Genomic DNA, 19,591 nt, shown 5'->3' with positions numbered 1-19,591 from the left:
GCTGTGGCACGCCCGTGCCACAGCATTTAATCGTGGTCCGGCTCCGCCGGAGTCCCTACGGATTTGGCCGGAGTATCAGGCCAGCCGCGGGTAGCTGCTCAGGATGTAGTCGGCCGCCGCGGGACCCTTCATCCGGAGACCGTTGCGGCGCGGTGAAACCTTGTGCTTCATGGCTGCCCAGAAACTCGATTCCGTGCCGGGTGCCTGCTGGTTGATAAAGCACCAGCTGGTGTAGAGCCCGTAGAGGCGGTCGCGGTCCAGGCTGGAGCCCGAGACCTGGTCAAAGTGGGTGGCTTCCTGCAGGAAGATGTCGAACTGCGAATGTGCCATTGCGGCTTCCCTTCGCTCAGTGCTCGGTGCCACCGTTCGGCTACAGCAGCGTAATCCCGCCGTCCTGCACGCGGACGGCGGTTCATAAACACCCTGCCGTCCACATGGACGGAACAGGGACGCTCTCACCGCGTGTCTACGCTGTAGACTTTACCTGTAGACTACAGATACGGCAAGCGACTGGAGTAACTGGTTGCGTGACCCGCCGGCATTCAGGATGGACACCATGGCTTCCCCAAAAACCGACACACCAGTCAGCGGCAAGGCGAGGCTGAGCCGGGACGTGGTGCTGGCAAAAGCCCTGGAAATCGTGGACGCCGAAGGACTGGATGCGCTGACCATGCGCCGCCTGGGCACGGAACTCGGCCGGGATCCCATGAGCCTCTACCGCTACGCCGAAAACCGCGCTGCCCTGCTGGACGGCGTGTCCGAGCTGGTGCTGAACCAGCTCACCATCCACCCGGAGGATCCGGACTGGAAGGCGCAGCTGCGGAACATCGCCCACAACCTCCGCCAGCTGGCGCTGAAGCACCCCAATGTGGTGCCGCTGCTGGTCACCCGTCCGCTTTCCACGCCCTTGGGTTTGCGCCCGCTGGGCACGCTGCGGCCCCTGGAGCAGATTCTGACCCTGCTCGCGGCGGCGGGATTCGAACCGTCAGATGCGCTTCACGTGTACCGGGCGTATTACGGCTTCCTGTACGGGCACATCCTGAACGAACTCCAGGAGTACGTGGTGGACCCGGAGGAGAACGAGGTGCTGCTGCGCCTGGGGCTGCACCGCCTGCCGGCCAAGGAGTTCCCCAGGCTCCGCACGCTGGCACCGGCGCTCGCGGAGTACGACGGCGCCCTGGAGCTCGACCAGGGCCTGACCATCCTGCTGTCCGGCCTGGAAGCACAGCTGACCCGGCAGGCCTCCCGCGCCTGACGGCAGCGGACGGTCCATGTCCGGGCCGGCGCCACGATCTACTCGAACGTCGCCCGCCGCCGGTCCTGGGCCCGGGTGTTCCAGACGTCCGGCCGGTTGACCTTGAACCGGCGGCCGGTCAGCGCCTTGGCGTTGAGCCGCACGTAATGGGCCTTTTCGCCGGGCTGCCAGGGCTCCAGTCCAAGGTTGTCCACCGCGTCCTTTTCCGCCTGGTCCTCGATGATCTCCGTGTCGCCCCGTGCCACCACGCTCCACGCCACTTCGGTGGCGGGATCGTACCCGTCGATCTCCAGTGCCGCGGCCCGTTCCATTGCGGCTCCCCAAAGCTTGGATCCCGGCGCCGTTCGGAATGCGATGCTGCGCCGATGGACCACGTAGTTGACGGGGAAGATCTCGGGATGGCCGTCCACGACGATGGCGAGCCTGCCCACGATATCGTCGGCGAGGAGTTCCCAGCAGTCGTCAAAGGACAGTTTTTCGATCGGCACGTTTTGCGAGTCCATGGTCCACACCTTACGGGTGATGCCCCAGCGGGAAAAGGGACGGCGTACCCTGTCGCGCGCCTAACGGATACCGGCGAAAAGTGCACCCAACTCGGCTGTGAGTTCCTTCTGCAGCGACGGCGTGCCGATCTGCTTGCCGTCGATCGTGTTGACGGGCGCCAGCAGGCGGACGCTGGAGATCAGCCAGACGGCGTCGGCGTCCAGGAGGTCCTGCGGCTCCAGGGGGCCGTAGCCCAGTTCCCAGCCCGCTGCCTTCGCTGCGGTGAAGAGCGCTCCCTGGGACGTCCCCGGAAGGATGCCGCTGTCCAGCTGCGGCGTGATCAGGCGCTTGACCCGCGGGCCGCCGTCGGACTCTTCCACGTGGGCCAGCAGCACGGTGGACGTGGGGCCTTCCAGGACCCGGCCATCCGAGGACAGGAAGATCACGTCGTCTGCACCTTGCTTGTGCGCGTAGCGGAGGGCTGCCATGTTCACGGCGTAGGACAGGGTCTTGGCACCCAGGAGCAGCCAGGGCGCCCGCTCGGCAACGTCGCTGTCATAGCCGCGGTCCAGGAAGATCACGTCGATGCCCGTCTCCCGCTGCCGCCGGCCGGCCGCACCCGCCGGAGAAGCCTGGACCCACGCGGTGGGGGCTGGAGCGCCCTCGGCGCCGCGGGTCACCACCAGCTTCACCACTAGCTCGTCCGTGGCCGGGTCCGCCGGCGGGTTCTCCGAGCGGTGCCGGACAACAGCGGCAGCTATGGCCCGCCGCCAGGCGTCCTGGCCCGGGATGTCCAGGTCAAGGGCTTCGGCGGAGGCTCCGAGCCGGTCCAGGTGGGCCTGCATCTTCCGGACCTCGCCACCCACGGCCAGCATGGTTTCGAAGACGCCGTCGCCCCGGGTGACCCCCAGGTCCGTGACCAGCAGCTGGGGCTTGGCGGCATCCTCCACGCGGCCGTCAGGGAAAGCAGGGTCGAGGAAAACGAGAACCACGGGGGCTGGAGAGGTCATGGCACCAGCTTAGTGCGGCACCGCGGATAAGCTGGGCGGAGTGCCCCGGCCGGAAACCGTCCTCCGGAGCCAAACCTCCCCGGGAGTTATTGACGTGTTGTGGCCTTTTTCGCTTGCCGGCACCGCGCCGACGTGGGTTGTGGTGCTCCTGGGTTTCGCCGACCTTGTCATCAGGGTCCTGGCGCTCGGAATCATCCCCGGCAACCGGCGTCCCACCACTGCCATGGCCTGGCTGCTCGGCATCTTCTTCATCCCGTTCGTGGGCATCGTCCTGTTCCTGCTGTTCGGCAACTTCCAGCTTTCGAGCCGGCGGCGGGCGCAGCAGGAGCAGGTCAACGACCGGGTGCGGTCGGGAATCAGCGCCCTCTCCGAAGCCGAAAGCGACTACCCGGGCCCCGAATGGGTGAAGTCCGCCGCCGAGCTCAACCGCACGCTGGGCTCGCTGCCCATGGTGGACGGCAACTCCGTGGACCTCATTCCCGGATACCCGGACTCCATCCTGGCCATGACCAACGCGGTCCGGAAAGCGAAGAAATTCGTCAACGCCGAGTTCTACATCATGAGCTCGGACCATGTCACGAATGACCTGCTCACGGCCATGGAGGAAGCCGCGGAACGCGGCGTGGACGTGCGCCTGCTGTTCGACCACATCGGCACGCTGCGCATCAAGGGCTACCGGAAGCTGCTCCGGCGGCTCCGGGCGGGCAAGATCCAGTGGAAGCGGATGCTGCCCCTGCTGCCCATCCACGGCCAGTGGCGCCGGCCGGACCTGCGCAACCACCGCAAGATCATGGTGGTCGACGGCGAAATCGCCTTCACGGGCTCGCAGAACCTGATCGAGCCCTCCTACAACAACCCCCGGCACCGGAAGGCGGGCCGCGAATGGGTGGAGCTGATGGCATGCCTGCGCGGTCCCATCGTGACCACCCTGAACGTCGTCTTCGCCACCGACTGGCTCAGCGAAACCGATGAGTCCCTGGAACACCAGCTGCAGCTGCCGGCGAACCCGGAACCGGGCGACGTCACCGCCCAGGTGGTGCCCAGCGGTCCCGGGTTCATCACGGAGAACAACCTGCGTCTCTTCAATACGCTGATCTACTCCGCGCAGCACCGGATCTCCATCTGCAGCCCCTACTTCGTTCCGGATGACTCCCTGCTCTACGCCATCACCACCGCCGCCCAGCGGGGCGTGGACGTGGAGCTGTTCGTCTCCGAAAAGGGTGACCAGTTCCTGGTGCACCATGCCCAGCGGTCCTATTACGAGGCACTCCTGGAAGCCGGCGTGCGGATCTACCTCTACAAGGCCCCGTTCGTCCTGCACGCCAAGCACTTCACCATCGACGACGAGGTGGCCGTCCTGGGGTCCAGCAACATGGACATGCGCTCGTTTTCCCTGAACCTGGAGGTCTCCGTGATGCTCCTGGGCGAGGACATCGTCAACAAGATGCGGGCGGTGGAGGACACCTACCGGGACATCTCCCATGAGCTCAAGCTCGCGGACTGGCTCAACCGGCCGCTCGCCGCCCGGTACGTGGATAACGTGGCCCGGCTGACGGCCACCGTCCAATAGCCGTCCAGTAGCTGTCCAATAACCAGCGCGGCAAGCGCTTGCGACAGCCCGCCCAACAGCCGGAACCCAACGCCCGCGCCGGCTACTCTTCGGCGCCCACCCGCTGGCCGCCGTCGTGCCCTGCATGCTCGGGCCAGCCGCCGTTCCGGTAGGCAGGCGTCCCCAGCGCGAGCACCGTCACCGCCAGGGCGCAGCTGCCGATCATGACGCTGGCCATGGACAGTGAGTTGCCGCCCAGGATTCCCACCAGGGGGCTTACCAGTCCCGCGACGCCGGACTGCAGGGCGCCAATGACCGCCGCCGCCGTCCCCGCCATATGGCCGTAGTTGTGCAGGGCCAGCACGGAGGCGTTGGCCGGGATCATGCCCTGGGCCGACAGGACCAGCCACAGGGCGGCCACCAGGCCGAATGCGCCGCCGGCGCCCGTGGCCACCACCGCGAGCAGCAGCAGGGCAAGGCCCAGCTGGACCAGGAGGGCGGTGCGCAGGAGGCGGACCGGCGGGAATTTCCTGACCAGGGCGGCATTGAGCTGGGCCGAGAGGACCAGCGCGGCGCCGTTGAGGGCGAAAACGAGGGCGAACTGCTGGGCGGTGAGGCCGTATTCGTTCTGGAAGACGAAGGGCGAGCCCACCACGTAGCTCATGATCAGCGCCAGCCCCAGTCCAGGGATGACGGCCAGCGCCATGAAATGCCGGTCCCTGAGCAGGGACCAGTAGGCCCCGGCCACATGCCTGGGGTGGCCCGGGCTGCGCCTGTCCTCCGGCAGGGTCTCGGGCATGAACCGCAGGACGATGGCCACCAGGACCACCCCGATGAGCGCCAGGGCGTAGAAGACGGCGCGCCAGTTCCAGGCGCCCGCGATGGCCTGGCCCACGGTGGGAGCCAGGAGGGGTGCCACACCGATCACCAGCATCAGCCGGGACAGCAGCTGAGCCGCGGCGGACCCGACGAAGCGGTCGCGGATCACGGCGAGTGCCACCACTGCCGCGGATGCGTTGAAGAAGCCCTGCAGCACGCGCAGGCCCGTGAGCGTTTCGATGTTCGGCGTCATGGAGCAGAGCAGGGAGATGGCCACGTGCAGCGAGATGCCGATGACCAGCGGAAGGCGCCGTCCGAACCGGTCCGAGAACGGGCCAACGACCAATTGGCCCACCCCGGCGCCGACGAGGGTTCCGGACAACGTCAGCTGGGCGGCGGTCTGGGTGGTGTTGAGGTCGGCCTCCACCGCGGGCAGCGACGGCAGGTACATGTCCGTGGTGAGGGCAGGAAGCGCGGCCAGGGCGCCGAGCATCAGGACGTACTTGATGCTGCGCGGTGCCTTATTGCCGGGCTTGTGGGAATGGGAAGGATCCGTCACGCGGCAAACCTCACTCGTGGCGCTGGGGATTCCCGCCGCGTGGCTTGAGCGGTTCAGCTGACGCTCTGGAGCCTACCCCCGGGGCCGTGCGCCTAAACGGCGTCAGTCTTCCGGGAACGCGGCGCCCAGGGTGGAGAGCACACCGTATGCCTTGGTCCGGATTTCCTCGTATTCATCGTCCGGATCGGAGTCGGATGTGATGGCACCGCCGACGCCGAGCGACACTTCCGCCGTTCCGTCGCCTGCCGTGTCGATCACCAGGGTCCGGATGGCGACGGCAAGATCAGCCGCAGCGTTCAGCGAAAAGTAGCCGATGGCACCCGAGTAGGGCCCGCGGGGTCCGGCCTCCAACCGGTCAAGGATGGCCATGGTGCTGATCTTGGGGGCCCCGGTCATGGATCCGGCGGGGAAGCAGGCCGCCACGGCCTCGGCCCGCGGCGCCCCGGGGGCCAGGCGGGCGTCGATGGTGCTGACCATCTGGTGGACCGTGGCGTAGCTTTCGATGGCGCAGAGCCGGCTGACCGTGACCGAACCGGGTTCGGCAAAATGGCTGAGGTCGTTGCGCAGCAGGTCCACGATCATGATGTTCTCGGCCCTGTCCTTCAGCGACGTGGCCAGGTCCGTGCGCAGCCGGTGGTCCTCCGCCGGATCAGCAGCCCGGCGCCTGGTGCCCTTGATCGGCTCGGCGCGCATGCCGCCGTCGGACGCGATCCTGAGGAACCGCTCCGGTGACGTGCTGGCCACGGCCAGGCTGCCCAGCCGCAGGTAGCTGGCGAACGGGGCCGGGTTCCTGCGGCGCAGCGCCAGGTAGGTGGTCCAGGGATCCAGCGAACCTGCCCCGAGCCGGGCTTCAAGGGTGGTGGTCAGGCAGACCTCGTAGCTGTTGCCCTGGGTGATCTCGTACTGGGCGGCGGTGATCTTTTCCCGGTACTGGGCGCCCGAATCCCTGCTGCGGAAGGCGGGTGCTGCGGGAAGTACGACGCCGGTGCTGCCGCCGGCTTCCGCTGCCGGCTCCGGCTTAGGGGCGGCGGCGTCCGCCGCGGCGTGGACCGCTGCCCGCGCCTCAGCCAGCCAATCATCCGCGTCAGGTGCCTCCAGCGCCAGGAGCCAGGCGGTGCCGTCGGCGTGGTCCAGGACCACGGCCCTTCCGGCGAAGATCAACGCGGCATCGGGGGTGGGTGCGGCCAGGTCGCTGCCGCCGGTTTCGCGTTTCAATTCGTAGCCCAGGAAACCCAGCCAGCCCAAGGTGAACCCGCCGGGATAGCCGTCCGGGGTGCGGACGGCCGGCCGGCCCCAGACAGTGTCCAGCCAGCGGAAGAAGGGGCCCGCGACCTTGGCCGTCGATGAGCCTGCGCTGATCCGGCTGACGCCGCCGCGGTGCGCGACGAACTGCCCGAACGTGCCGCCGTCGTCCGCCATGATGCTGAACCGGCTGCGTTCCGCGGCCGTCCGTGCGGCCGGGTCTGTACCGTCTTTTGCGCTGCCCGCATTGGAGGAGTCCAGCCAGACGGCGTTGGCCGAGTGTCCGTACAGCTGGTGGAACAGTCCGGGCGCATCCGGTACGGCCGTGAGGCGTTCGGCACGGAGGCGGAGTGCCTGGCGCGCCGATGATTCCGGGGCGAGTACCGGGGCCAGGGCGGGCAGGAAGGGGAGGAGCCGCAGGATGTCCGCCGGGGCCGAGCCGTCGGCCAGGTTCTGCACGCGCAGGTCCGCATGGCCGGGCACGTCATCGCGGCCCAGCCACTCTTCCTCCTGGGCGGCCCATTGGTCCCAGTAGGGCTCATAGGTGGCGCCGTCCCGGTCCAGGGCGCGGGTCCGCCGGACATCATCCGGGGATTCCGCCCAGATCACCGCGTTCAGCAGGGGACGTGCCGCTTCCGCAGCAGCCCCCACGCCCTCCACGATGACGATCTCGGCGGGCAGCGTTACCCGGGTGTCGCCGTCGTAGTGGTTGTCCCAGTCCCAGCTGGTCCAGGTGGCTGCCTCGCCGCGGCCCAGGGGCGCCAGGACGGTGGAAACGTAGCGCTCGATGCCCGCCGTGAGGCCGTCCCAGCCGGGGTAGATGTCCTCGAGGTGGAACAGGGAGACCTTGTGGTGGGCGCGCAGCGCGGCCGCAAGCTCGACGGCGAGGGTGGTCTTCCCTGCGCCGGAGCGCCCGTCGACGGCGATGATGACGGGGGCTGGACTCATGGACTAGAGCGTACCGTTTTCCTCCATACGCTTTCACCCACGGGGTACGCCCTGCCCGGATGCGTGACGTCCGCTGCTCAGGTGCCCGCCCAGGAACCCGCTCACCAGCAGCAGCACCGCTCCCGCCCGCGACAGCCGTACGCCCAGCCGATGCCGCCCGCGTGTCCGGGCCGCCCAAGAGGCACCGTAGACAATGGTTGCCGCGGCGTTGGCGGCAGCATGCACGATGCCTACGCGCTTAATGGCACGGTCCTTGCCGGACCAGGTGGCCCATCCGGACAGGGCCGTGGGCACCGCAGCCAGCACGCCGAGGCCCACCAGCCGCCGGGCCGCACGCCGGGAACCCTCGTCCTCAAAAAGATCCAGGAACACCGCAGACCACCAGGCGCCGAAAGGTGCATCGGTGAGGATGACGTGCAGCGGGATGCCCGTGGTGTCGCCGCGGATGATGGACGGGATTCTGCGTCCCGGCATCAGCCGAGACGCCAGCGGCTCGGCCGCCGTGACGGCAGCGTCCAAAGGGTGTGCTTCCTCGAGCTTCGCAAGGAACCGGGTGTACCTGCCGGGGCGGGATGCGGCGTGCATGCAATGCAAAATACTCCTGCTGCCGGGCAATTGCACTGCAATTCCGGTCGGCCGGCCCCCTAATGCGGCTGGAGCTGCGTGTTCTGCCGGACTGCCGTCCGGATGTGTTCCACCAAGCCGGGAAGGGCGGAGTGGATCTGGTGCCAGACGGCGTCGAAGTCGGCGTGGCCGCCGTACCAGGGGTCCTCGATGCCTTGGTCCAGCCGGTCCCTGCCTGCCATGGCGGGATCAAAACTGCGCAGCATCCGGATCTTGTCCAGGGACTCCTGGTCCGGTGCCGCTTCGCTGAGCCAGGCGTAATGGTCGATGTCCAAAGCCAGGATCAGATCGCGCTCGCGGAACCAGCCATCCTCCCATTCGCGGGCCACGTGGTGGTCGGACGGCAGTTGGGTGGCGGCGAGCCGGCGGGCGGCGCGTGGATCAATCGGGCGGCCGGCCTCGTAGCCCGTGGTGCCGGCGGAGTCCACTTCCACCAGCCCGTCGAGGCCCTCGCGTTCAAGCGCCGCCTTGAGCATGAGTTCGGCCATGGGGGACCGGCAGATGTTGCCCGTGCAGACGGTGATGACGCGGTATGCGCTCGACGTTGAGTCCATGCCTCCAAGCATGCGCGCATCCGATCACTCTTGGCTAGCCGTGGGTTCACATTGTTTTACAGCCTTGTAAAGATGCATGACTGCGCCTGATATGGGTACGTCCCACGTTGGTGCCGCTCAATGGATCAGGGCCAGCAGGATGCCGACCGCCACGAACAGGACGCCGAACACCCGGCTGAGGACCAGTTGCCCCCGGTCCGTGGTGGTGAAGCGCTGGAAAGACTTCGCCGCGGCAGCAAAGAAGAACCACATCACCAGGATGTCGATGGCCACGATCGTCGCCGTCAGCACGGCATACTGCGTGACCAGTGGCTGGTCGGGGCGGATGAACTGGGGCGTGAAGGCAAGGAAGAATACGATCGCCTTGGGGTTGAGCAGGTTCACCCAGAAGCCACGGCGGAAGATGGACCATGCAGGCTCGTTGCTGAGCGCGGCGGCCTGCTCCTGTGCGGCGGCGGGCTTGCTGAGGAACTGGCGGATGCCCAGGTAGACCAGGTAGGCCGCTCCGGCGTAGCGGATCACGTTGAAGGCGACGGGCGAGCTGGCCACGAGTACGCCGACGCCCAGGGCCACGATCAGGACGTGGACAATAAGGGCTGCCTGCTGGCCAAGGATCCCCCAGATGGAGCGCCGGAACCCGGCGTTCAGGGAGTTGCTCATGGTGTTGATGGCCCCGGCGCCGGGGGTGAAGCTGATGAGGGCGCCGGCACCCGCAAGGGCCAGCCACAGGGAAAATTGCACTCATCAATCGTACGGGGGCATGAAGGGACCCCCGCCAACCGCATCACCGATGCTTCGAGTGCCCAGCGGCGAATGCCCAGTGGTCCAGGCACGCGGCAGAAGCGGGCGGTGGCGGTCCTACGCCCTGGCGATCACTTCGCCGTTGGGAATCAGGAACCAGCCGTCGTCCGTGGAGCCCCAGCGGTGCCAGCCGGCCGAGATCCGGGCCAGGTCAGCGGCGTCGGCGAACCCGTATTCCAGGGCCTGTTCAGCGAAGGCCGAGTGCAGCACCCGCTCACCCCAAACGCGCGCCTGCCACCGGCGCTGCTGCGCCGTGGCGTACAGCCAGTTGCTGCTGGAGGGTGCCACGTCGGTGAAACCGGCGGACTGCGCCCAGCTGACCAGCCGCCGCCCGGCGTCGGGCTCTGCCCCGTTGCGGCGGGCGATCCGCTGGTACAGCTCCATCCACTCGTCCAGTTCCGGGATGGCGGGGTACCAGCTCATACCGTGGAAGTCGGCGTCGCGCACCGCGACGATGCCGCCAGGCTTAGCGACGCGGCGCATTTCGCGGAGGGCCTCCACGGGGTCGGTCAGGTGTTGAAGCACCTGATGGGCGTGGACGACGTCGAACGTTCCGTCCGCAAAGTCGAGGTCGTAGATGTTGCCCGCGACGAATTCCACGTTCGGCACTTCGCGCTCGACAGCCAGGGCCTTGGCCTGGGCGATGATGTCCGGTGAGCGGTCCAGGCCGGTGACCGTTCCCGGGCTGACCAGGGCGGCGAAGTCGCAGGTGATGGTGCCGGGCCCGCAGCCGACGTCGAGCAGCGAGGCCCCGGGCGTGAGGTAGGGGAGGACGAACGCCGCCGAGTTCTCGGCGGTCCTGGCGGCATGGGCGCGGACCACCGATTCATGGTGGCCGTGCGTGTAGACGTCTTCTTCAGGCTGCTGCGCACTCATAACCAAACGCTACCCCTGTCCGGGGGAGGCTATGCGGATTCCGTCCTTGCCGCCACGGTGGCTTCGATCATCGCCGTCATGAAACGGGTGACGGTGTCCAGCTCTTCCTCGGAGAAGCCGGCCATGGCGCTGCCCATGTGCTGGGCGAGGGGGGCGAAGATGGCCCCGCCTTCCCGGAAGGCCTTGGGCGTCATCTTCAACTGGACCTGGCGCCGGTCCGTGCTGTGCCGCTCCCGGACCACGTGGCCTGAGCTGTCCAGCCTGTCAATCAGGGCTGTAGTGGCCGGCGAGCTCAGGTTCAGCTCCTTCCGCAGCAGTCCAGGCGTCACCACATTGCCCCGGGCCGTATGCCGCATGATCACTGCCAGCGCATTCATATCCGTACGGTGCATGTCCTTGCGGTCCCCGGCAGCATCCACATACCGGTTCGCCTCAATGGTGAACTCCTGCAGGATCCTGAGCAGCGGATGGCCAAACTCCGGCCCCGCCTGCCCGACGGGGGATGGCTGGGGAGGCTCCGTGCCTGCCATTTCCACCTCCCTGTCGTTGGTTTCCGCTCGTTTTCTGCTCCGGCGTCCTGACGGATATTACTCCAGGGTCCGCGCCTCCCGGGCTCCGCGGCAGGCAACCGGAGACTTCGGCCAAAAAAGCTTGACTGGCACTTATCTCTGTCATGGAGATAATCTATGCTGGAACAAATACTACTCCACCTGCTCACCGATGGAAGGCATCATGAATCGCACAAAAGTTGCCAGGGAACGCGTCCCGTTCTGGCTTCGCTGGCTGGTCCCTGTGGTCCTGGTGCTGACCTGGCTGGCGCTCGCCGGCGTGGGCGGGCCCACGTTTGGCCGCCTGGAGGAGGTCTCGTCCAACGACCAGGCGTCCTTCCTGCCCGCCAGCGCAGAGGCCACCGAGGCCCAGGACTGGCAGGCCAAGTTCCGCGACTCGGACGAGGTGCCGGGCATCATCGTCATCGAGAAGAGCGAGGCATTCACGCCCCAGCAGCTGGGCGGGCTGGCATCGCTGAAGGCCAGCCTCGAAGACCTCAAGCTCGGCAGCACCGTCATTGGCCCGATCCCGTCCAAAGATGCGAAAGCCGTCCAGTTCGTGGTCCCCATCGGCTCCTCGGCTGAAGTCAAGGACGCCGTCAAGGAACTGCGGGACACGGTCAAGGAGGCGGCCCCGGAGGGCACGCAGACCTTCGTTACCGGCCCCGCCGGACTTGCGGCCGACCTCACCTCCGCCTTCGGTGGCATTGACGGGATCCTCCTGCTGGTGGCCCTGTCCGCCGTGTTCGTGATTCTCCTGGTGGTCTACCGTTCCCTGCTGCTGCCCATCATGGTGCTTCTGACCTCGGTGTTTGCCCTCTGTGCGGCCATCCTGCTGGTGTTCGGCATGGCCAAGGCGGGCTGGATCCAGCTCAACGGCCAGAGCCAGGGCATCCTCTCCATCCTGGTGATCGGCGCAGCCACGGACTACGCCCTCCTCTTCGTGGCACGGTTCCGCGAAGCGCTCACGCACACCACCAACCGGACGGCGGCCGTCCTGACCGCGTGGAAGGCATCCTTCGAACCCATCCTTGCCTCGGGTGCCACCGTGATCATCGCGCTGCTGTGCCTGCTCTTCTCCGACCTCAACTCCAACAAGGCCCTGGGGCCCGTTGCTGCGGCAGGCATCCTGTGCGCCCTGTTCGCAGCGCTCACCCTGCTGCCCGCCCTGATGGCGCTGCTGGGCCGGGCCGCCTTCTGGCCCTTCCGGCCCAAGCTCCTGCCCGCGGATGAGCGCGAACCGGAGCTGGTCACCGGCCTCGAAGGCCAGAAGGGCCTGTGGCGTGCCACCGGCTCACTGGTCTCCCGGCGGCCCAGGACCGTGTGGGTGGCGTCGGTCCTCCTGCTGCTCGTCGCCGCGGGCGGTCTCTTCCAGCTCAAGGCCAACGGCGTACCCCAGACGGATGTCATCCTTACCGCCTCGAACGCAGTGGACGGGCAGGACGCGCTGGCCCGCCACTTCGACGCCGGCAGCGGCAGCCCCGCCGTCGTGGTCGCCGACCAGGCCAAGGCGGCGGAAGTGCTGGACAAGGTGAAAGCGGACGACGGCGTGGGCGAGGCTTACCTGCTGGGCCGCGGCAGCGTGCCGGTCACCGGAGCCCCGGGCGCCCCCACCGCACCCGACGTCCGGGACGGGAAGGTCCTCATCAATGCCACGTTGAAGAATGCCGCCGACTCGCTTGAAGCGGAGGAGACCATTAAGGCCCTGCGCACCGAGGTGAAGGCCGTTGATTCCAGCGCCCTGGTGGGCGGCGTGACGGCCACGGCACTGGACACCAACACCACCGCCCAGCGCGACCTGCTGGTCATCATCCCTGTGGTCCTGGTGGTCATCCTCTTCATCCTGATGCTGCTGCTGCGCTCCATCGTGGCCCCGGTCCTGCTGGTGCTCTCGGTGGTGCTGTCCTACGCGGCCGCTCTGGGCGTCTCGGCTTTCGTGTTCAACAACCTCTTCGGGTTCCCGGGAGCCGACGCAACCGTTCCGCTGTTCGGCTTCGTCTTCCTGGTGGCCCTGGGCGTGGACTACAACATCTTCCTGATGAGCCGGGTCCGCGAGGAATCGCTCAAGCACGGCACCAGGGCCGGCATCCTGCGGGGCCTGGTGGTCACCGGCGGCGTGATCACCTCCGCCGGTGTGGTCCTTGCCGCCACCTTTGCCGCACTCGGGGTCATCCCCATCATGTTCCTGGTGCAGCTGGCCTTCATCGTGGCCTTCGGCGTCCTGCTCGATACCGTGCTGGTGCGCTCGCTGCTGGTGCCGGCACTGGCCTACGACATCGGGCCGAAGATCTGGTGGCCCAGCAAACTGGGCCGCACGGACAGCGGGAATGCGGTGCAGCCGCGGGAGCCCGGCGTCGAACCCCTGGAAGAGGTTCCCAGCCGCTGAGCCTGTTCAGGCCCTAACCCTGTTGCCGCCACCAGTCCACGGTGGCGGCAACAGCCGCTTCCAGGGGAGTGTGCGTGACCCCTAGGGCGGCTTCGGATGCTGCGGAATCCATGACGAACGGCCGCTCGAACTGGTACAGCATCTCCGCCAGCTCCCTGGCATCACGGGAGAATGCCGCCGCCGCCCGGAGTACCCAGCCGGGAAGGACGCGCACCTTCGGGGTGGGCCGTCCCGCCGCCGCAGCGAAGGCCGCTACAAGTTCCTTCTGCGTGCGCGCCGGCCCCGTCGGGGCATGCCACACGGCATTCCAGGCGGACGGTTGGTCCGCGGCCGCGATCATGGCGCCGGCCAAGTCAGGTACGTAGGTGAAGGAGTGCGGCTGGCGGGCGCTTCCCAACACGCTGACGTTCCTGCCCGCGAGGATGGGGCCCACCATCCGCTCTCCGGCGTGCGCCATCCGGACGCGCGGCCCAAAGAAGTCGGCGGCCACCACGCTTACTGTGGGCGTGGCCGAGGCCTCGCGCGCCTGCAGCAGGTCCGTCCGCACACCGCGCTTGCCCCCGGTGGCCCGGCGCGGGCCGGCCTCCGTGATCAGGCGGTCCGGCTCGCTGTAGGAATAGAGGCTTTCAGGGAAGACGACGACGGCGCCCACCTCCTGCGCGGCGCTGAGGACTGCCTGCTCGGCGGCAGGAAGCTCTGCCCGCCACGCGGCCGCGGTGTATGCCGAGCCGTGGATGCAGTGGAAGACGGCTTTGGCGTCGGCAAAGGCAGTGCGCAGAACTGCCGGATCCTTGGCGTCGCCCTTGATGCGCTCGATCAGGGCGTGCTCCGGGCCGTTGCCCGACCGGGTCAGGATGCGCACCTGCCGTCCCCGGTCTGCCAATTGTTCCGCTACCGTCCACCCCACGGGGCCTGCTCCGGTCACCACATATATGTCAGGCACTTTGTCTCCCTTTCAGTAATTGAGAGCAGTGCTCTCGAAAACAAGGATGCGCGTACAGGGGGGCAGAGTCAAGAGCAGCGCTCTCTTTAGCTGCCCGCGCTCTCGTTTATGGCATGCTGGGGTCATGGATGATGCCCGCGGATCAACCGCTGACCAGCCCCGGCCCCTGACGCCCCGGCAACGGGCCAGGTCGCAGACGGTGGCGGACATTGTCCGGCTGGGCCGGCACCATCTGGCCACCGACGGTGCGGCCGCCCTCTCCCTGAGGGCCGTGGCAAGGGATCTGGGAGTGGTGTCCTCCGCCGTCTACCGCTATGTGGAGAGCCGGGACGAGCTGCTCACCCTCTTGCTGATCGATGCCTTCGGTGAACTGGGGGACGAGGTGGACGCGGCCGTTGCGGCGGCCCCGGAGGGTGACCATCTTGGCCGGTTCATGGCGCTGGGCCGGGCAGTCCGAACCTGGGCCCTGCGCGAGCCTGCCAGCTATGCGCTCCTTTTCGGCAGCCCGGTTCCCGGCTACAACGCCCCGGCCGAACGCACCACGGGTCCCGGCACGCGCGTCATCGTCAGCCTCATCGGCATCCTGGACGCCGCCTCCCGGGCGGGGCAATTGGCGGTTGTGGGACCATCCCCGCAGCTTCCGCCCACGCTGGCCGCCGACTTGGAGGCCATCCGCCGGGAATTCGGGCTGGCCATCCCGGACGAGCTGGTGGCGCGGGGCGTTTTGGTGTGGAGCTCCCTTTTCGGTGCCGTCAGCTTCGAAGTGTTCAGCCAGTACGGGCCGGACACCTTCCGGGCGCCGCATGAACTCTTCGACCATCACCTCGCCGTCCTGGCGGGGACCGCGGGCCTGCCGGTGCAGCCCTCCTGACGGGGCGGGTTTGAGGCCTGTTGGTGCGCCCGCCCCGTCGATAGACTGCCAGTGCGCCCGGACGGACGCGGAGCCTCAAAGGAGAGATGCACCATGACTGAAAACCCTGAAGTTGCAGCCGAGGAGCCCCGCAAGGGCAGCAGCGCCCCCGGACTGGAAGGGGAAGGCGGGCAGTACGTGGACGGCGACTACGGGGACGCCGGCACCATCAACGAACCCGACCGGGATGCCGCGGACGGCGAATACGAGGAAGGCGACTACGGCGACGCCGGCACTTCCGGAGGCGCCCGGACGGAGCGTGCCGTCCGCGAGGGCCTCACCGACGGCCAGGTCCAGGCGACCGATGAGGAGCGCGGACCGCTCCATGGGCGCCCCGACTCCGGCCGGTAGGCACCCGCGGGGGTCCCCTTACCCGGCGGCGTCCGCCGCCACCAGGCTGTCCTCCTTGGCGGGTTGGGCGTCCTTGCTGCGGGCGCGGCTGATGGCTGCCACCGCAGCCAGAACCGTCACCAGGCCGCCATAGGCGTAGGTGGTGACCGGGAGGGACAGGATGGGGGCCAGCAGGCCTGCCAGTACCGCCGGAACGCCGAAGGCCGTGTAGGCCACGACGAAGAGCGAAGCAAAAGTCCCGGCGCGTTCATCATCCTCCACCAGGGGGCTGATGGACCGGATGACGCCCATGAAGGCAGTGCCGAAACCGGCGCCTGCCACCACCACAGCGGCCAGGAACAGGCCAAACGAATCCAGGCCGAGGGCCAGCAGCGACAGTGCGGTCCCCACGGCCAGCGCCGTGGTGCCGAAAATGGTGATGGTGCGGGCTCCAAAGCGGTGCAGGCAGGCCGCCGACGCGGCTCCTGTCCCGGCCAGGATGGTGATCACCATGCCCTGCCACAGATGCTCCCGGACGCCGAAAGTGGTGTGCACGATCGCGGCGCCAAGGGAGAGGTACAGCCCGCCCGTGGCCCAGCCGGCAAAAACGGCCGGGGCGCCGGTGAGGAATGCGCGGCGTGCGGCCGGCGGCAGGGTCAGGTGCGGCTTGAGTGAAGCAGCCGCCCCGGCCGTGCGGGGTGAGGTTTCCGGGCAGGCCCACACCAGTGCGGCGAACGCCACGTACAGGACCGAGAGCGAGACGAACACCAGCACGCGGGGCTCCGCAAGGAGGTCCAGCAGCAGGCCCGATGCCAGCGCGCCCAGGGCCAGGCCGCCCAGGGGTGCCACCGTGTTCCAGGCGGCGCTGGAGCCCGGGTCATCCTCCGGTTCCAGATCGGCGATGGCCGCGGAGAGCGTGGTGAGGAGGATGCCGCTGGCCACCCCCTGGAGGACGCGGGCCGCCAGCAGCATCGCCAGCGAATCGGCTGCCAGGAAGGTCACGACGCTGCCGGCCAGCAGGAGGAATGCCGCGCTGATGACCGGCCGGCGGCCGAGGTGGTCGGAGATGGAGCCGAAGACCAGCAGGGCCGCCAGGAGGGCCACGGCGTAGACAGCGAAGATCCCGGTGGTGGCTACCGGCAGCAGGTGCAGCTGCTCCTGCAGGGTGGGGTAGAACGGGGACGGCGCGCTGGCTCCGGCCATCATGGCTGCCGTGGCGGCGGCAATGAGGACGAAACCCAGCCGCCGGTGCGACTCTCCGGGCCGGACTGCGGGTGGGTGTGTCACAACATGCCGCCTTCTGCATTGGGGGTGTGGTTGGTTCGAAAATAATCGAAACCTCAGACTACTGGCATATCCGCGATGGTTCAACTAAAGTCGAACCGTGGCTACACCGGCGAACCTCACCCATCCCGAACGCGCGGACCTCCACTTGCCCAGTGTGCTCTTCGCCCTGAGCGATCCCGACCGGCTGGAAATCGCACGCCAGCTCCGTGCCGGCCCCCTCGATATGGCCGAATGCACCCTCGGCAATCCGGAGATGCCCAAGTCCACCAAGTCCCACCTGATGAAGGTGCTCCGCGAGGCAGGCATCATCCGGAACGAGGCCAACGGGCGCGGCCGCAGGCTGACCCTGCGCGCCGAGGACCTTGATGCCCGGTTCCCCGGATTGCTCGCCGCGGTCCTGGACGCGCCCGGCGCGGACTGACGCCTCCTCCCCGCCGGCGCGTGCCGCCGTCGTGCGCTGCTGTACGCCCTGAGCAAAGTTGAGCGTAGTTCACTCAACTTGTGTTGACATCCTTTGGCGGCTGAGTAAAGTTGAGTGCAGAACGCTCAATGCTTAGGGCGCCAACCAGTTTCCAAGGAAAGAAGGAAGCAACACATGTCACGTGCAGTAGGTATCGACCTCGGAACCACCAACTCCGTCGTCTCCGTTCTCGAAGGTGGCGAGCCCACCGTTATTGCCAACGCCGAGGGTGGCCGCACCACGCCGTCGGTCGTTGCATTCTCCAAGTCCGGCGAGGTCCTGGTTGGCGAGATCGCCAAGCGCCAGGCCGTCAACAACATCGAGCGCACCATCGCTTCGGTCAAGCGCCACATGGGCACTGACTGGAAGGTGGACATCGACGGCAAGAAGTACACCCCGCAGGAAATCTCCGCGCGTATCCTCATGAAGCTGAAGAACGACGCCGAGTCCTACCTGGGTGAAAAGGTCACCGACGCCGTCATCACCGTCCCGGCCTACTTCAACGACGCCGAGCGTCAGGCCACCAAGGAAGCGGGCGAAATCGCGGGCCTGAACGTCCTGCGCATCGTCAACGAGCCCACCGCCGCAGCCCTCGCCTACGGCCTGGACAAGGGCAAGGAAGACGAACTCATCCTGGTCTTCGACCTCGGTGGCGGTACCTTCGACGTCTCCCTGCTGGAAGTCGGCAAGGACGAAGACAACTTCTCCACCATCCAGGTCCGCGCCACCGCCGGCGACAACCGCCTCGGCGGCGACGACTGGGACCAGCGCGTCGTTGACTACCTGCTGAACCAGCTCAAGGTCAAGGGCATCGACCTGTCCAAGGACAAGATCGCCCTGCAGCGCCTCCGCGAAGCAGCCGAGCAGGCCAAGAAGGAGCTCTCCTCCTCCACCAGCACCAACGTCTCGCTGCAGTACCTGTCCGTCACCCCCGACGGCCCGGTGCACCTGGACGAGCAGCTCACCCGCGCCAAGTTCCAGGACCTGACCAAGGACCTGCTGGAGCGCACCAAGAAGCCGTTCCACGATGTGATCAAGGAAGCCGGCATCAAGCTTTCCGACATCAACCACATCGTGCTGGTGGGTGGCTCCACCCGTATGCCCGCCGTGTCCGAGCTGGTGAAGGAACTGGCTGGCGGCAAGGAACCGAACAAGGGCGTCAACCCGGACGAGGTCGTGGCAGTCGGCGCAGCCCTGCAGGCAGGTGTGCTGAAGGGTGAGCGCAAGGACGTGCTGCTGATCGACGTCACCCCGCTGTCCCTCGGCATCGAAACCAAGGGTGGCGTGATGACGCACCTGATCGAACGCAACACCGCCATCCCCACCAAGCGGTCCGAGACCTTCACCACCGCTGACGACAACCAGCCGTCCGTGGCCATCCAGGTCTTCCAGGGCGAACGCGAGTTCACCCGCGACAACAAGCCGCTGGGCACGTTCGAACTCACCGGCATCGCCCCGGCGCCGCGCGGCATTCCGCAGATCGAGGTCACCTTCGACATCGACGCCAACGGCATTGTGCACGTCTCCGCGAAGGACAAGGGCACCGGCAAGGAACAGTCCATGACCATCACCGGTGGCTCCAGCCTCTCCAAGGAGGACATCGACCGGATGATCCGCGACGCCGAGGAGCACGCAGCCGAGGACAAGGCCCGCCGCGAGGCAACCGACACCCGCAACACGGCCGAGCAGCTGGCCTACTCCGTGGACAAGCTGATCGCCGACAATGCGGACAAGCTGCCCGAAGAGGTCAAGACCGAAGTCCAGGGCGACGTTGACGCGCTGAAGAAGGCCCTTGAAGGCACCGACGACGCCGCCGTGAAGTCCGCGTTCGAGAAACTGCAGGCTTCCCAGACCAAGCTCGGCGAAGCCATCTACGCCCAGCCCGGTTCGCCGGACGGCGCAGGTGCCGCAGGTGCCGAGGGTGCCGCAGGCGCTTCGGCGGGTTCCTCCGACGAGGACATCGTCGACGCCGAGATCATCGACGAAGACGAAGCGAAGAAGTAACCC

The 19,591-nt window shown here is 67.5% G+C and carries 19 protein-coding genes; 7 read left to right on the top strand and 12 right to left on the bottom strand.

Translation table 11 applies throughout. The features are described from left to right. Positions 1–75 precede the first annotated feature (75 nt). Positions 76–330: a hypothetical protein gene (locus tag RM50_RS13815; protein ID WP_043453676.1), complete on the bottom strand. Its 255-nt coding sequence runs from the start codon at positions 328–330 to the stop codon at positions 76–78. 226 nt (positions 331–556) lie between these two features. Here RM50_RS13815 and RM50_RS13810 point away from each other — a divergent pair, with 226 nt between their 5' ends. Continuing rightward, positions 557–1,255, top strand: coding sequence for a TetR/AcrR family transcriptional regulator C-terminal domain-containing protein (locus RM50_RS13810; RefSeq protein WP_043453765.1), 699 nt, complete (start codon positions 557–559; stop codon positions 1,253–1,255). 38 nt (positions 1,256–1,293) lie between these two features. Here RM50_RS13810 and RM50_RS13805 read toward each other — a convergent pair whose 3' ends face one another. Together RM50_RS13805 and RM50_RS13800 are read right to left on the bottom strand one after the other, a co-directional pair. Continuing rightward, a complete protein-coding gene (locus RM50_RS13805) occupies positions 1,294–1,758 on the bottom strand; it encodes a pyridoxamine 5'-phosphate oxidase family protein (RefSeq protein WP_043453675.1) in 465 nt (154 codons plus the stop codon). A gap of 60 nt (positions 1,759–1,818) precedes the next feature. Next, positions 1,819–2,748 (bottom strand): aminodeoxychorismate lyase, encoded by a 930-nt coding sequence (locus RM50_RS13800; protein WP_043453673.1) that lies wholly within the window; start codon positions 2,746–2,748, stop codon positions 1,819–1,821. A gap of 94 nt (positions 2,749–2,842) precedes the next feature. Here RM50_RS13800 and cls point away from each other — a divergent pair, with 94 nt between their 5' ends. Next, positions 2,843–4,318 (top strand): cardiolipin synthase, encoded by a 1,476-nt coding sequence (cls, locus tag RM50_RS13795; RefSeq protein ID WP_430929412.1) that lies wholly within the window; start codon positions 2,843–2,845, stop codon positions 4,316–4,318. Between the two features lie 82 nt (positions 4,319–4,400). Here the strand turns inward: cls and RM50_RS13790 are convergent, their stop codons facing one another. The 7 genes from RM50_RS13790 to RM50_RS13760 form a co-directional block, all read right to left on the bottom strand. Beyond that, on the bottom strand, positions 4,401–5,675 hold the full coding sequence (locus RM50_RS13790; protein WP_043453666.1) for a multidrug effflux MFS transporter: 1,275 nt from the start codon (positions 5,673–5,675) through the stop codon (positions 4,401–4,403). Positions 5,676–5,777: 102 nt separating this feature from the next. Next, positions 5,778–7,865: an aminodeoxychorismate synthase component I gene (gene pabB / locus RM50_RS13785; protein ID WP_043453664.1), complete on the bottom strand. Its 2,088-nt coding sequence runs from the start codon at positions 7,863–7,865 to the stop codon at positions 5,778–5,780. 33 nt (positions 7,866–7,898) lie between these two features. Then, positions 7,899–8,450: a DUF2231 domain-containing protein gene (locus tag RM50_RS13780; RefSeq protein WP_043453661.1), complete on the bottom strand. Its 552-nt coding sequence runs from the start codon at positions 8,448–8,450 to the stop codon at positions 7,899–7,901. A 59-nt stretch (positions 8,451–8,509) separates the two neighbouring features. Then, the gene (locus RM50_RS13775) at positions 8,510–9,043 is read right to left on the bottom strand and encodes a low molecular weight protein-tyrosine-phosphatase (protein ID WP_043453762.1); all 534 of its coding nucleotides are present in this window, start codon (positions 9,041–9,043) and stop codon (positions 8,510–8,512) included. Between the two features lie 117 nt (positions 9,044–9,160). Next, a complete protein-coding gene (locus tag RM50_RS13770; protein ID WP_043453659.1) occupies positions 9,161–9,784 on the bottom strand; it encodes a LysE family transporter in 624 nt (207 codons plus the stop codon). A gap of 117 nt (positions 9,785–9,901) precedes the next feature. Continuing rightward, on the bottom strand, positions 9,902–10,720 hold the full coding sequence (locus RM50_RS13765; protein ID WP_043453658.1) for a methyltransferase domain-containing protein: 819 nt from the start codon (positions 10,718–10,720) through the stop codon (positions 9,902–9,904). A 29-nt stretch (positions 10,721–10,749) separates the two neighbouring features. Further along, positions 10,750–11,250, bottom strand: a complete 501-nt coding sequence (locus RM50_RS13760; protein WP_043453655.1) for a MarR family winged helix-turn-helix transcriptional regulator — start codon at positions 11,248–11,250, stop codon at positions 10,750–10,752. A gap of 202 nt (positions 11,251–11,452) precedes the next feature. Here RM50_RS13760 and RM50_RS13755 point away from each other — a divergent pair, with 202 nt between their 5' ends. Beyond that, positions 11,453–13,654 carry an MMPL family transporter gene (locus RM50_RS13755; protein WP_043453760.1) on the top strand — a complete coding sequence of 734 codons (2,202 nt, stop codon included), beginning with the start codon at positions 11,453–11,455 and terminating at the stop codon, positions 13,652–13,654. Between the two features lie 13 nt (positions 13,655–13,667). Here RM50_RS13755 and RM50_RS13750 read toward each other — a convergent pair whose 3' ends face one another. After that, positions 13,668–14,588 carry an NAD-dependent epimerase/dehydratase family protein gene (locus tag RM50_RS13750; RefSeq protein WP_082007085.1) on the bottom strand — a complete coding sequence of 307 codons (921 nt, stop codon included), beginning with the start codon at positions 14,586–14,588 and terminating at the stop codon, positions 13,668–13,670. A gap of 133 nt (positions 14,589–14,721) precedes the next feature. Here RM50_RS13750 and RM50_RS13745 point away from each other — a divergent pair, with 133 nt between their 5' ends. Continuing rightward, positions 14,722–15,468, top strand: a complete 747-nt coding sequence (locus RM50_RS13745; RefSeq protein WP_052260237.1) for a TetR/AcrR family transcriptional regulator — start codon at positions 14,722–14,724, stop codon at positions 15,466–15,468. Positions 15,469–15,561: 93 nt separating this feature from the next. Next, entirely contained in the window at positions 15,562–15,858 is a 297-nt protein-coding gene (locus RM50_RS13740) for a hypothetical protein (protein WP_043453651.1), read from the top strand. A gap of 18 nt (positions 15,859–15,876) precedes the next feature. Here RM50_RS13740 and RM50_RS13735 read toward each other — a convergent pair whose 3' ends face one another. Further along, positions 15,877–17,124: an MFS transporter gene (locus tag RM50_RS13735; protein WP_052260235.1), complete on the bottom strand. Its 1,248-nt coding sequence runs from the start codon at positions 17,122–17,124 to the stop codon at positions 15,877–15,879. A 97-nt stretch (positions 17,125–17,221) separates the two neighbouring features. On the opposite strand from RM50_RS13735, the gene RM50_RS13730 reads away from it, so the two are divergent. Both RM50_RS13730 and dnaK read left to right on the top strand, forming a co-directional pair. Further along, a complete protein-coding gene (locus tag RM50_RS13730; protein WP_043453649.1) occupies positions 17,222–17,545 on the top strand; it encodes an ArsR/SmtB family transcription factor in 324 nt (107 codons plus the stop codon). Between the two features lie 174 nt (positions 17,546–17,719). Continuing rightward, complete coding sequence (dnaK, locus tag RM50_RS13725; RefSeq protein WP_043453647.1) at positions 17,720–19,588, top strand: molecular chaperone DnaK; 1,869 nt, start codon at positions 17,720–17,722, stop codon at positions 19,586–19,588. Positions 19,589–19,591: the final 3 nt, after the last annotated feature.

This window comes from Pseudarthrobacter phenanthrenivorans (assembly GCF_000813845.1).
Classification (GTDB): Bacteria; Actinomycetota; Actinomycetes; order Actinomycetales; family Micrococcaceae; genus Arthrobacter; species Arthrobacter phenanthrenivorans_B.
This window is presented reverse-complemented; position numbering and strand designations above follow the sequence as displayed.

What these genes read in the sequence shown, in the direction of transcription:
- RM50_RS13740 (WP_043453651.1), top strand. Translation starts at nt 15,562, where the DNA reads ATGACTGAAAACCCTGAAGTTGCAGCCGAGGAGCCCCGCAAGGGCAGC.
- RM50_RS13765 (WP_043453658.1), bottom strand. Translation starts at nt 10,720, where the DNA reads ATGAGTGCGCAGCAGCCTGAAGAAGACGTCTACACGCACGGCCACCAT.
- pabB (WP_043453664.1), bottom strand. Translation starts at nt 7,865, where the DNA reads ATGAGTCCAGCCCCCGTCATCATCGCCGTCGACGGGCGCTCCGGCGCA.
- RM50_RS13775 (WP_043453762.1), bottom strand. Translation starts at nt 9,043, where the DNA reads ATGGACTCAACGTCGAGCGCATACCGCGTCATCACCGTCTGCACGGGC.
- RM50_RS13810 (WP_043453765.1), top strand. Translation starts at nt 557, where the DNA reads ATGGCTTCCCCAAAAACCGACACACCAGTCAGCGGCAAGGCGAGGCTG.
- RM50_RS13755 (WP_043453760.1), top strand. Translation starts at nt 11,453, where the DNA reads ATGAATCGCACAAAAGTTGCCAGGGAACGCGTCCCGTTCTGGCTTCGC.
- RM50_RS13815 (WP_043453676.1), bottom strand. Translation starts at nt 330, where the DNA reads ATGGCACATTCGCAGTTCGACATCTTCCTGCAGGAAGCCACCCACTTT.
- RM50_RS13805 (WP_043453675.1), bottom strand. Translation starts at nt 1,758, where the DNA reads ATGGACTCGCAAAACGTGCCGATCGAAAAACTGTCCTTTGACGACTGC.
- RM50_RS13800 (WP_043453673.1), bottom strand. Translation starts at nt 2,748, where the DNA reads ATGACCTCTCCAGCCCCCGTGGTTCTCGTTTTCCTCGACCCTGCTTTC.
- RM50_RS13760 (WP_043453655.1), bottom strand. Translation starts at nt 11,250, where the DNA reads ATGGCAGGCACGGAGCCTCCCCAGCCATCCCCCGTCGGGCAGGCGGGG.
- dnaK (WP_043453647.1), top strand. Translation starts at nt 17,720, where the DNA reads ATGTCACGTGCAGTAGGTATCGACCTCGGAACCACCAACTCCGTCGTC.
- RM50_RS13745 (WP_052260237.1), top strand. Translation starts at nt 14,722, where the DNA reads ATGGATGATGCCCGCGGATCAACCGCTGACCAGCCCCGGCCCCTGACG.
- RM50_RS13780 (WP_043453661.1), bottom strand. Translation starts at nt 8,450, where the DNA reads ATGCACGCCGCATCCCGCCCCGGCAGGTACACCCGGTTCCTTGCGAAG.